Raw genomic sequence first — 13,033 nt, 5'->3', positions numbered from 1 at the left:
ATGGTGAGCAGCAAGTATATCTATCATTTATTTCTGGTGAACGCATTGATCAATATTATCAATTTTGTTCCCAGAGTTCTTATTTATACAAGATTTCACGGGGCCTTGCCGTCGATCCTTATATCGGTCATCATCGGAACTATTCTGCTCTACGTATTTACTAGAATCATGTCCGGGTTTAATGGGCAGGGGCTTCCGGAGATCCTTAACGCCAATATACCCAGATTCATTTCATTTATTATCATAATTATTTTTGCCTGCTTCTGGTTTGTGGCCGGTATCATTACGATGCTGTCGTTCGTAGACATCACAGTTCGTTATATCAGCCCGGATATTTCTCCGTATGCTGTTATTGTAGGGTTTCTGCTGCTTGCGGTAATCTGTTGCCGCTTATCTTCCGAATCGATTCTTTACGGGTTGGAGACGATTCTCTTTCTTTCAACGCCAGTCATTATATACATGCTCGCCAAGGCTTTGTTGAATCCGAATTTTAGTTGGGACGCAGTTATGCAAATCGTTACTTACATGTGGACCAAACCCAAATATGTGTCTTTGGCCGGCGCAACTTTCATTTTTTCCGGCTATTTTAATCTCACCATTTTCAACCGGAATTTCAAAGACCTGAAAACGAGATACTTATGGACCATTCCGTTGTTTGGTTTGCTTATTTTGTTAATCACCTTTATGGTTCCTATCGGGTATCAGGGGACTGTCGGCGTCGAGGATCATGTGTATAGCTGGTTTTCTACGGCCGATTCTATTCGAATGGAATTATTTATTATCGAACGAGTGCTCTTTTTGTTTTATACGATCTATTTGACGATCTCCATGCTCAGCACGGTAGTTCATTGGCATGTGGGGCTGGAGCTGTTTAAAGGCGCATTTCAATCTAAGGCGGGAAAACTCCCTGGAAAAAAGGCGGATTGGTGGGTGCTGATTCCTTTTTCCATAGTGACGATTGTAATTATGAACTTCCTTAACCAGGTGCGGCTGGGTCAGGTAGGTCAGTGGTTTTTGAATATTCGCCTAATAAATGAGTTCGTTCTGCTGGCTATTTTGTTTTTTGCGAAGAAAAGGAGAGCGAAAAAGACATGAAAAGAACAATCTGCTGCCTGCTGGCGTTCGCGCTGACTTGGACCATTTCCGGATGTCAGTTCAAGGACATTGACAAGAGATCCTTCGTGCTGGCGATAGGAATCGATCGTCCGGAGGATAAGAACAAGAAGAACCAGTTCGAGGTGACGCTCAAGATGGCAATACCTGAAGGCGATCCGACGCAAAGAAGCCAGGAACCGGTCGTCATTACAGAGATTGCGAAGAGTGTGCCCGAAGCTGTGCGTTTGGCTAAGTCGAAAACGGACAAAGAACTGGACTTCAGTCACTGCAAGGCGATGATCTATGGGGAGTCGTTAGCCAGGGACAATATAGTACCCCTGGTTGACTGGTCCACCCGTCGCCGGGATATTCAGTTGATTATGTATGTTGCGGTGGGGAGTCCTTCCGCCAGGGAAGTGGTCAAAATGCAGACTAAAACCGAAAGATTGCCGGGAAATGCCCTGATTCTGGGGTTAGGCAAAGAGGGGACGGAATCTCCGTACATTAAGTCCGCCTATTCTTTTGATTTAAGCCGGAGGACGACCGAACACGGGCTTGATCCGATCATGCCTGTTGTGAGAGCAAAGCACCCGGATATGCTCATCATTGACAGGGTGGCACTATTCAATAAACAAAAGCTGGTTACCATTCTTACTGCGGATGAAACCCGGATGCTGAACCTGCTAACCTCGAATAACCTGCGCTCCAGCTTCAAGGTGGATACCGAGGGAAACTCCTTTGACTACAATCTGGAGAACTCCAAAGCCAAATACCGTATCAAGGCAGACAAAGAAAAGAAGGCGATCGTGGAATACCGTTTATCCGGTAAAGCTTCGCTGGAGGAGAATATGAAGAGGACGCCGGTCACGGGTCCGGTGCTGCGGGCCATCTCCAAAGCGGCAAGCGAAAAATGGGAAAGGGACAGCGTGAAATTGTTTAAGAAAATACAAGCTTCCGGAGTGGATCCGTTCGGCTGGGGGCTTCGATATTATTCAAGGAATTGGAACAATTCGACCGAGCGGGAGGAGTGGGAGCGTCTGTATCCGGGACTGGAATTCCAGGTTAAAGCCAACTTAGATGTTAAATATACGGGGATGATCCGGTAAACTCATTAGAATTTTTATATAAACCCCATTAATTGTCAATAAATCGCCAATGTTTTGCTGCCGATATATAAGTTACGATTTAATTTTATATCTGCAGAGAGAAGGCGGCGTCATGAGAAAAAAATCTTTAACGATCCGGATGCGTATGATCGTTTCCTACACGATTGTATTGCTTGTCCCGAGCATCATTATCGGCTCGATTACCTATTCGGCTGCGAGCCATCGTGTAGAGCAGGACTTAATGATGAGTGCGCTGCAAAGCGTCAGCTCGGCGGACGCGATTATCACGAATGAGATCAGTCAGAAGATGGTGGATCTCAACTATTATGGCGAACGAATCCCTGGGACGGGGGTAGATCAGGAAGTTGCGGCCGGGAGCAGCGCAATCAAGAATAAACTGCAGGAATACCAGGCCATCCACAAGGATGTCCTGAACTTGTATGTGGGGACAAACAAGGGGAGCATTTTGCTGTCTTCCGATCTGAAGCTTGACGATGACTTCGACCCGCGTACCAGAGATTGGTATGTACATGCGCTGAAGTCCAAAAAGGCGGTTGTGTCGCCTTCTTATTTGTCGGTTGACGGCAAGCCGGTCGTGTCCATCTCGCAAGTGCTGGCCGATGGGAGCGGCGTGATTTCTTTAGATCTAGATTTGAGCGCGGTTGCTTCCATGACGAATATGAAGGTAGGGAACGACGGCTATATCTTTATCGTCGACAGCACCAAGAAGTTGTTGGTTCATCCTACGGCCCAAATTGGTTCGGAGTATAAAGAAGAGTTCGTTAACCGGATGTTCCAAAGCGACAGCGGAAAGCTCGACTATTCCCAGCAGAAGAACCATTATAAAATGGCATTTATGAAAAACGAGGCTACAGGCTGGAGAATCGGGGGAACGATTAGCCAGAAAGAAGTTGCGGATGGGACGGAAGGAATTCGCAATACGACGATCGTTGTCGTAGTTCTGTCTGTACTCGGCGCAGCGGTTATCGTCTTTATGAATGTCCGTTCGGTTATCCTTCCGTTGCAGAAATTGAATGAAGCGACAAGCATATTGGGAAAAGGCGATTTGACGAAACGTCTCGATTCATTCCGTCAGGACGAAATTGGCGAATTGGCCGGCAACTTCCAGCTTATGGTGGATAACCTCAGAGGAATGGTAGAAGGCGTTCAGGATATGACGAACAGTGTATCCGCATCTGCAGAACAACTCTCCGCCGGGGCCGAACAAACGACGAAGGCGATCGAGCACGTGACGGTCGCGATACATGACGTGGCTGCAGGAAGCGAGCAGCAGCTCCGGAGTGTCGAAGGCGGAACCAGCACCGTCATGGAAATGGCGCGAAAGGTGGAGGATGTCTCGGTTCAGATGCAGGAAGTTACCAGAACGATGTCAGAAACAACCGAATCCGCCAATTTAGGAGCACAAGCTGCTGCGGGTACGGAGAGTACGATGCAGGGAATCCATCACACGGTCGAGGGACTGGCCGAGGTGGTCATATCTTTGAACCGGCGTGCAGAGCATATCGGTGAGATTATCAATGTAATTGCCGGCATTTCACAGCAAACGAATTTGCTTGCCCTTAATGCCTCTATCGAAGCGGCCAGAGCCGGAGAACAAGGCCGCGGGTTTGCGGTCGTCGCCTCGGAAGTCCGGAAGCTTGCCGAAGGTTCGCAGCATTCTGCCGATCAAATCAAAGAGTTGGTCGGTCATATTCAACAAGAAATGGAACAAGCCGCTACTACGATGGAAGAGGTTAAGGAGCGGGTGAATGAAGGATTGGATGCCGTGGAGAAATCCGGCAAATCCTTTAGCCAGATTCGTGATTCCGTTGTAGGAGCAGCGGCTACGATATCCCAGGCATCGGTCACCATGGACGGAGTGGCCTCGGAAGCCGCAGAGGTCGAACTCGTGATCGGTCAGATCCGCAATTTATCGGAGGAGACGGCAGGGAACACGGAGACGATATCGGCAGCGGCGGAAGAACAGCTTGCGTCACTGGAGGAGATGGCTTCTTCCTCCGCCGATCTTAGCAGTATGGCTGAACAACTGCAGCAATTGGTCGGACAATTCAAAATATAATAGAAAGAAAAAGGGGGACTAACCAGAATCATTTGGTTAGTCCCCTTTGTTAAAAGGTATTATCGTGTTTATTCCGTTTCGTCTCCGTCAAAGCCGTTAAGCAAATCGGTGCCATGCATGGCATCGGGGTCTGGAGCGGCTTGGTCTACCGGGCTGCCGGGTTGTATTTCATCTGCATCGGGAACGTCAGGCAGAGAATCTTCCATTTGGAGCTCGTCAGTATCGCTAACTTCTTCGGCAGGTTCGCTCAAGCTTTGGGTAATCCGCGTATCGTGAGGCAGCAAATCGTCGTCCGGAATATCATTTTCGGCACGATAATCGCCTAACAGTTGATAGCGTTCATAGGCTTGATCCCCTTCAGTCTTCGGGTAGTCCGGCATAAAGGTTCGCCTCCTTGATCTTAGTGTACTTACATGGAGTTTACCCTATTTCCCGTATTTCAAACGGAAAGCAAGAACCGCCCGTAGAAGGGCGGTTCTTGCTTTCCGAACGGTAATATGGTCTTAAAATTTAGGGAACACGTATTTGACAAGGAAGTAAAGAAACCCGAAGAATAAAACAATGTAGGCCGCATACTTAATGAAGGTTGCCGCAACCATGCTGGGTTCCGATTTATGCTGGACATCTCTTCGTTCCACATCCACATTGCTTACTTCATTTCTGTCACGAGGCTCGTACATGGAAATCCCTCCTTATTATCATCCTGCTCAGGAATGCTTACTCTGTGCTGACTAGGACGGCAGGTCCGTTTGACTACTTTTTAAACGGTTCGGCGTACGGTGAAACAAGGAGGAGACAGCGAGCGTGATGGTGACATCTGTGGTTGACTTCATTCTTGTGGACGGCTAAAATTCTCATGAACCCCTATAGGTGGTCTGATCAAGGGCAGGAGATGAATAGGCAAGTGATCACGATTTATGATATTGCAAAAACAACGGGTTTTTCACCGACCACCGTTTCCAAGGTGTTTAATGACTACGCCGATGTCAGCCCGAAAACCCGGCGCAAAATTTTAGAGACGGCCGAGCAACTGGGATATTTGCCGAATGCTCATGCCCGTTCCTTGACGACCAAGCGCTCCTGGACGATCGGAGTGCTATTTAACGAGCCTTCCGGAGCCGGAATTCTGCATCCTTACTTTGCCGGGGTAATTGAGGGATTCAAGAAAGTATCCACCTCCAGGGGATATGACCTGATGTTTATTTCTAAGGACATCGGGGGGAAGAAAAGCAGTTACCTTGAGCATTGCAAAATCCGCGGCGTGGATGGGGTAGTCGTCATCTTGCCTGATTTTACGGATCCTTATTTTCTGGAGCTGCTGGAATCAAACATCCCATGTGTTCTGCTGGACCAGGAATCGGATACGAAGAGCACGATCTACTCGGACAATATTGCCGGAGGCATCCTGGCAGTGAATTATTTGCACGAGCTCGGACACCGGCTGATCGCCCATATCGGCGGCGGGAATACCTTTGCGGGGGAGAAACGGCTTCAGGGATATTTGCAAGCGATGGAAGGACTGGGATTGTCCGTAGAACCGGAGCATGTTATTCAGGGAAGCTACGATTATACGGTTGAAAGCGGACGTATCGCCATGGAAGAGCTGCTCAAAGCCAGCGTGCTGCCTTCGGCCGTCTTTGCTGCTGGGGACAACCTGGCCGTAGGGGCGATGATGGCGGTTAAAAATCAGGGTCTTCGAGTTCCGGAGGATATTTCCATTATCGGGTTTGATGATATCGAAATGGTCAAATTTTTGACACCTGCTTTGACGACGATTCGCCAGGATACATATGCACTTGGCAATAAGGCGGCCGACATGTTAATCTATACGATAGAAGGCGGGGAAGAAGTTCAATCGGATATGCTTCCGGTCGAGCTGGTTATCAGGGAGTCTTGTCGATCGCTATAATGATCCCTGTTTTTTTTTAGGCAAATCGAAACCGGTTTCGAAAGGTTTCACTGTGAAACTAACATTTGTTTAAGGAGCGGATCAAAATGGCAAAATGGTCTAAAGTGTTGACATCCCGTGATACCGGAGAACGCTTGCAGTTGCAAGGGGATTTGACGGCTCAGGCAGGATCGGCGGAAGGAAAGGATAAGGTTAAGGTAACGACCGAGCAAACTTATCAAACCATCCTCGGTTTTGGAGGCGCTTTTACGGAAGCGGCGGCCTATACATTGTCCCGTATAAGTCCGGAGAAGAGAGCGGAAGTGATCCGCAGCTATTTCGACCCGGAGGAAGGACTCGGATATACGATCGGCCGGGTACACATTCACAGCTGTGATTTCGCGCTGGGCAATTATACTTATGTGGAAGAAAACGATGCTGAACTGAAAACGTTTGATATTTCGCGTGATCGAAAATGGGTGCTGCCGCTGATTCATGACGCGGTGAAAGCAATCGGCAAGGATATTACGATGCTGGCTTCCCCCTGGAGTCCGCCTGCCTGGATGAAGACGAACGGGGAAATGAATCATGGCGGCCAATTGAAGCCGGAATTCCGCGAGGCTTGGGCATTGTATTATACCAAATTCATTAAGGCATACCGGGAAGAGGGCGTACCGATTTGGGGGATTACCGTCCAAAATGAGCCGGCGGCCGTGCAAACCTGGGATTCCTGCATCTTCAGCGGTGAAGAGGAACGTGATTTTGTCCGCGATCACCTCGGGCCTACGATGCACCGTGAAGGATTTGAAGACGTTAATATCCTCGTTTGGGACCATAATCGCGACCTTATCGTTGAACGGGCTTCCGCGGTTCTGTCTGATCCTGAAGCGGCCAAATACGTCTGGGGAACAGGATTCCACTGGTATGTGAGCGAAGCGTTTGAAGAAGTCGGCAAGGTTCATGACCTGTTCCCCGACAAGCATCTTCTCTTTACGGAGGGATGCCAGGAAGGCGGAGTCAAGCTGGGCGAATGGTTTACCGGAGAACGGTACGGCCGCAATATGATCGGCGACTTGAACAATTGGACGGAAGGGTATCTTGACTGGAACCTCGTTCTTGACGAAACCGGAGGACCTAACCATGTCAACAATCTTTGCGACGCCCCGATTATAGCTGATACGGTAACAGACACCGTCCATTACAACAGCTCGTACTACTACATTGGTCATTTTAGTAAATACATTCGTCCGGGTGCTGTCCGTGTAGGACTATCCTCGGAAGCTTCCGGGCTGCAAATGACGGCATTCAAGAATACAGATGCGAGCGTAGTAGTGGTCATCCAAAACGAAACCGACGAGAAGCGGGAATTTGCGATTCAACTGGGTGAAGAGACCGTCACCGATACGCTGCCGGCCCATTCGATCGCAACTTATATTATTCAATAAAGCAATCTCAAGACATTTCAGGATGTGGAGGATAATACATTATGCCGAATTACAGTTTTGAAAAAGAGGAATTCATTATCGAGCAATTTGATCAGGCCAAGCCATTCTCCAGCTTTCTGCCCGGTTTGGCAGGTTTGAAGGGAATTCCGATGTGGACGTTTTATGCGAACCGGGGGCAGGCGGTCTGCAGCTTCGGGATTCGCGACAAGAACAGTCCGATCATGGAGTTCTCCCCGGCTAACATTATGTATCAATCCGTATCGATGAAGGGTTTCAGAACCTTCGTTAAGCTGGAAGGCGCTGATACGATTTATGAGCCGTTCCAAAATGCTTACCCAGACCCGGCGGCACGGCGGACGATGCGGATTTTGGCTAACGAAATCGGGATTGAAGAAATCAACGAAGCTAAAGGGCTGCGTACGAAAGTTACTTATTTTCATATACCGAACGATGACTATGCGGCTCTAGTTCGTAAAGTGGAGATCACCAACATTACCGGAGAAGCGCTGCGCATGGAGGTGCTGGACGGACTTCCGGAAATTTTGCCGTACGGGGTAGAGAATGCCGGATATAAAGAGATCGGAAACCTGCTCCGCAGCTGGATGGAAGTGGATAACCTGGAGAACGGAATTCCCTATTACCGGAATCGCTCCAGCACCCATGACGAGGCGGAGATCAGCGAGGTTCGCAGCGGGCATTTCTATTTGTCGTTTGATGAACAAGGCAGCCGGATCAAACCTTTTGCCGATTTTGAGCTGGTCTTTGGCAGCAATACTTCGCTCGGGTATCCGGAAGGGTTCGCCGGTACGCCGCTTGAGGAACTGGCGGGTCGGCCGCAATACTGCACAAACAAGGTACCTTGCGGGTTCACGGGAGTTACGGCCGAACTGGCGCCGGGGGAAAGCAAGCAGATTTACACTCTCATCGGGCACTTTGATAGTGTTGAGCGCCTGAACGAGAAGGCAGACTGTATTTCATCGCCGGCCTATATAGAGCAAAAACAAATAGAAGCACGGGAATTGACGGAAAACTTGACCGCCGACATCGCCACCAAGACGTCGATGCCGCTGTTCGATGCTTATAGCAGACAGAGTTATCTGGACAATTTCCTGCGCGGCGGATATCCGTTTATTTTCGAGAATGGCAAGGAAGGCTTTGTAATTCATCTGTATTCCCGTAAACACGGCGATCCGGAGCGGGATTACAACTTCTTCTCGCTGGCCCCGGAATATTATTCGCAAGGGAACGGGAATTTCCGCGATGCGAACCAGAACCGCCGCAGCGACATTTACTTTAATCCGCGGGTCGGAACCTTCAATATCAAAACCTTCTTCAGCCTGATGCAAGCCGATGGATACAATCCGCTCGGCGTCGAAGGTACCAGCTTCCGGGTTCCCGAAAGCCGGGCAGGCGAGCTTACGGATTGGCTGAAGGGCGCAGTGGCCGATCACAGGCAAGAGCTTCAAAGACTGTGTCTCGGCAAATTTACGCCAGGCAAGCTGATCTCCTATATCGCCGCCAATAATGTAACGTTGAACCTTGGCGAAGAACAGTTTCTGACCGGCGTTTTCTCCCTTGCCGAGCAGGGGATCGAGGCGGCCTTTGGAGAGGGATATTGGTCGGATCACTGGACTTACAACATGGATTTGATCGACAGTTATCTCGACATTTTCCCGGATCGTAAAGATGGGCTGCTCTACGGAGAAACGGACTATACTTACTTTGACAGTCCGGCGAGAGTTCTGCCAAGAAGCGAGAAATACGTTCTTAATGGCGAGCATGTGCGTCAATACGGATCGCTGGTGCATGATGAAGAGAAGATGCAGCGGTTTGGGGTCACCGCCAAATCCACCAATTGGCTGAAAACCGGACATGGTAACGGTGAAGTATACCGCACCAATTTGTTCGTCAAGCTGCTCTCCCTGTCCCTCGTTAAATTCGCCACGCTGGATCCATACGGAATGGGCGTTGAAATGGAAGGAAACAAGCCGGGCTGGAACGATGCGATGAACGGATTACCGGGATTGTTCGGCTCAGGGATGAGCGAAACGTTCGAATTGAAGCGAATTGTGAAGTTCGTGTTGGAAGAAGCGCTTGAATCCGGGACAAGAGAGGTTCTGGTGCCTGAAGAAATTGCCGATTTGCTTCATGAGGTTAACGGATTGCTGTCCCGGCACTTGGCAGGGGAGCTTGATTCTTTTGAATATTGGGATCAATCGGCTTCCGCGCGCGAAGGGTATCGGGAACGAATTCGCTTTGGAATCAGCGGAGTCGAGCAAACAGTTCAGTTGTCCACACTGGTTTCAATTTACGAAAATATGCTTCGCAAGATCGATGCCGGAATAACTGAAGCCATTTCACTTGGCGGTGGGTTGACGCCGACGTACTTTGCTTTCGAAGCGGTGGAATACGAGCCTGTTCTTGATGAACAAGGGAGTGCGGTTATTAGCGACTACGGGTTGCCCAAGGCGAAGGTCAAGAAATTTGCGGCACGTCCGCTGCCTCATTTCCTGGAGGGTCCGGCACGCTGGATGAAGACGCTGGAGAACCCGGAGGAAGCAAAAGAAGCTTACGAGAACATTCGCCGCAGCGATCTTTTTGACCAAAAATTGCAGATGTACAAGACTTCAGTCAGCTTGAACGAGGAATCCCATGAAATCGGCCGGATCCGCGCGTTCACACCGGGTTGGCTGGAGCGGGAATCCGTATTTCTTCATATGAGCTATAAATACTTGCTGGCGCTATTAAAGACCGGCTTGAAGGAACAGTTCTTTGCGGAGATCCAAACCTCGTTGATTCCATTCCTGGATCCGGCGGTTTATGGCCGCAGCACGCTGGAAAACTCGTCCTTCATCGCTTCCAGCGTAAATCCGGATCCTGAGGTGCACGGCCGGGGCTTTGTGGCCAGACTCAGCGGTTCCACCGCCGAGTTCATCGGGATGTGGATTACGATGATGGCAGGCAAACACGTATTCCGGGTTCAGGAAGGAGAACTTCAGCTTCATTTGAATCCTTCTCTTCCGGGCTGGCTGTTTGATGCTCAAGGGCAAGTATCGTTCAAATTCCTGGGAAGCACGGAAGTGACTTATCATAATCCGGAGAAACGGGATACCTTTGGACCGCAGGCAGCGACGATCTCCAGCATCACCGTTCATAAAAATGACGGTACGACCTTGCGTGTGGACGGTTCCGTTATTGCAGGCATCCTTGCGGAAGACATCCGCAGCGGGAATGTAAAAAAACTAGAAATAGAGCTCGCTTAGTTCTTAGCCCTGAACTCATAAGAGGTCAGGGCTTTTTTTATTTAAATTTCTATTTCGTACAAGATTGGAAAGTAATTTTCAAGATTTGACAAAACTATTCATAGATTAAACTTGTTAATAACGGTAAAATGTTTCTGGTACGTGTCCTTATTTAAATCGTTCTTTATTTTCCATATTATTGAAGGTTTATCGGTTTATTGTATCGAATTAGATAGATTAGCTCTTAAATTATTGGCAGGGGTGCTGGAATGAAGGCTTTTTTTAAAGCGTTTGCCATCTTGATTGTACTTAGTGTTGTAGCGACTTGTGCATTTTTAATGGAAAGTCCCGAGCGAAAAAGCGCGGACGAGCAATCGATTAACGATTGGCAAGTTGTATGGACCGATGAATTTAATCCTGAAATAAACATAAATCAACTGGAAGCGATGCAAAGTTGGGAGAACGTTAAAGCGAATGATCCTGCTCCTAAGCGCCCGGAAGGGGCGGAGGGACAATGGGTGAAGATCGATGTACCAACTATTCCATCCGGTTCTCCAGCGCTCTTATTTGAAAAAATATACGGGCTTCACGTAGTGATTAAATCCCAGAATGGGATGATATATGAGTCTGACCGAATGTACAATTACGGAATAAATACAATTTTGCTGCCTATGGACCACTCCTCAGAAGGGGAGTCCATTTATATCGGGATCAAGTCGGGGACCCGGATCGGATTGCAGAGCAACGTTCTGGCAGGGGACTTTAAAGAACTGCAAAATACTTTTATCAAGAACAATATGACGGATTTTATTATCGGCAGCGCCCTGATTTTCATCGCCGTCGTGATGCTGATTTGTTCCCTGTTCCTGAAAAATGAAAACATGTCCAGTTGGTTTTCGTTATGCATGGTGATCTTGTCCAGCGGAACCATAGTTATTACATACTCTTCGTTCCTGTATTCGCTTTTTGGTAAATATGGAAACGTGTATGTTCTATTGTTCGATTTGTCGCTCTTCGTACTGCTTCCTTCATTTACGAGCTTTTTTGAAAGCATATTCGGCAGGGGCTACAAATCTATCATTACTAAATTCCGGAAGTTTCAGGTCGGCTATTCCCTGTTCTGCATACTTTTAATGGCGATCAATTTGTTGAGCAATAATCAATTTTATGAATACTACAGACTTGCTTCCGGCACGCTGATCGGTTTGTTTATGATCATTCAGTTTATTTTATTGGTTTCTATCGCGACGATTTATACAATTCGGGGAAATCAAGAAGCGATCATCTTTACGATCGGTTTTGCTGTTTTTGCCGTTTTGGGGTTAGGGGAATTGCTCTGGTTCTATTTAAAATCGGAATACTATGATCTATTTCTTTGGAAATGGGGCGTAGTATGTTTTCTGATTGCCTTAATCATTATTCTCGGCAAGAGATTTGCCCGTAATCATGAGCAGGTAGTGGAGTACTCCAAGCAATTGGAGTTGTTTAACAATGAGCTCCAGCGTTCCGAGAAAATGGAGATCATCAGCGAACTGGCGGCATCCGTAGCGCATGAAGTGCGCAATCCGCTTCAAGTAACCCGGGGCTTCCTGCAATTGCTTGTGGCCAAGCAAAATTCCACGGACAAGGTTTATCTCAGCATGGCGCTGGAAGAGCTGGATCGGGCGTCTGCGATTATTACGGATTTCCTCACGTTTGCCAAGCCGGAAGTCGGTAAAGTGACCACGCTGAACGTACTGAACGAGTTCATTCATATCGAAGGCATTCTGATTCCAATGGCCAATCTTCAGGGCGGCAAAATTTCTGTGCACATCCCTCAGGATCTGCATATTAAAGGGAATTCCTCGAAGTTCAAGCAGGCTTTTATCAATATCATTAAAAACAGCATCGAATCCCTGCACGGCGAAGGGGAGATTCATGTGTGGGCGTATGAAGAGAACGGGGAAGTATGCATTCATATTAAGGATACCGGCGAAGGGATGGATGAAGAGGTGCTGGCCCGGCTGGGAGAGCCTTACTTCTCGAATAAGACCAAGGGGACCGGATTGGGGCTCATGGTGACGTTCCGGATTATCGAAGTCATGAACGGAAAAATTCATTTTAAAAGTGAAAAAGGAGTAGGGACGGAGGTTGTGGTCCGGTTTCCCGCAGTGAAAAATGCGTAAGAAACCGGAGCC

Annotated in this window: 9 protein-coding genes; 7 read left to right on the top strand and 2 right to left on the bottom strand. The window is 48.4% G+C overall.

Translation table 11 applies throughout. The features are described 5' to 3' along the window. The 3 genes from NYE70_RS20865 to NYE70_RS20855 all read left to right on the top strand — a co-directional run bounded on the left by NYE70_RS20865 (position 1) and on the right by NYE70_RS20855 (position 4,281). Positions 1–1,095 (top strand): hypothetical protein, encoded by a 1,095-nt coding sequence (locus NYE70_RS20865; protein WP_341047940.1) that lies wholly within the window; start codon positions 1–3, stop codon positions 1,093–1,095. Further along, complete coding sequence (locus NYE70_RS20860; RefSeq protein ID WP_341047938.1) at positions 1,092–2,201, top strand: Ger(x)C family spore germination protein; 1,110 nt, start codon at positions 1,092–1,094, stop codon at positions 2,199–2,201. The genes NYE70_RS20865 and NYE70_RS20860 overlap by 4 nt, the downstream gene beginning before the upstream one ends. A 112-nt stretch (positions 2,202–2,313) precedes the next feature. After that, positions 2,314–4,281, top strand: a complete 1,968-nt coding sequence (locus NYE70_RS20855; protein WP_341047937.1) for a methyl-accepting chemotaxis protein — start codon at positions 2,314–2,316, stop codon at positions 4,279–4,281. Between the two features lie 68 nt (positions 4,282–4,349). Here NYE70_RS20855 and NYE70_RS20850 read toward each other — a convergent pair whose 3' ends face one another. Both NYE70_RS20850 and NYE70_RS20845 read right to left on the bottom strand, forming a co-directional pair. Continuing rightward, entirely contained in the window at positions 4,350–4,661 is a 312-nt protein-coding gene (locus NYE70_RS20850) for a hypothetical protein (RefSeq protein WP_244861564.1), read from the bottom strand. Positions 4,662–4,784: 123 nt separating this feature from the next. Continuing rightward, on the bottom strand, positions 4,785–4,961 hold the full coding sequence (locus NYE70_RS20845; RefSeq protein ID WP_211021609.1) for a hypothetical protein: 177 nt from the start codon (positions 4,959–4,961) through the stop codon (positions 4,785–4,787). Between the two features lie 224 nt (positions 4,962–5,185). On the opposite strand from NYE70_RS20845, the gene NYE70_RS20840 reads away from it, so the two are divergent. The 4 genes from NYE70_RS20840 (at position 5,186) to NYE70_RS20825 (ending at position 13,021) form a co-directional block, all read left to right on the top strand. Beyond that, positions 5,186–6,190 carry a LacI family DNA-binding transcriptional regulator gene (locus NYE70_RS20840; protein WP_341047935.1) on the top strand — a complete coding sequence of 335 codons (1,005 nt, stop codon included), beginning with the start codon at positions 5,186–5,188 and terminating at the stop codon, positions 6,188–6,190. 86 nt (positions 6,191–6,276) lie between these two features. Then, entirely contained in the window at positions 6,277–7,614 is a 1,338-nt protein-coding gene (locus tag NYE70_RS20835; RefSeq protein ID WP_341047933.1) for a glycoside hydrolase family 30 protein, read from the top strand. A 41-nt stretch (positions 7,615–7,655) separates the two neighbouring features. Beyond that, entirely contained in the window at positions 7,656–10,877 is a 3,222-nt protein-coding gene (locus NYE70_RS20830; protein ID WP_341047928.1) for a cellobiose phosphorylase, read from the top strand. 248 nt (positions 10,878–11,125) lie between these two features. Next, positions 11,126–13,021 carry a sensor histidine kinase gene (locus NYE70_RS20825; RefSeq protein ID WP_290406963.1) on the top strand — a complete coding sequence of 632 codons (1,896 nt, stop codon included), beginning with the start codon at positions 11,126–11,128 and terminating at the stop codon, positions 13,019–13,021. Positions 13,022–13,033 lie beyond the last annotated feature (12 nt).

Origin of the sequence: Paenibacillus sp. FSL R5-0407 (genome assembly GCF_038009185.1) — a bacterium.
GTDB lineage: Bacteria > Bacillota > Bacilli > Paenibacillales > Paenibacillaceae > Fontibacillus > Fontibacillus vini.
Note: the sequence above shows the minus strand (reverse complement) of the source record. Positions and strands in the feature narration are given on the sequence as shown.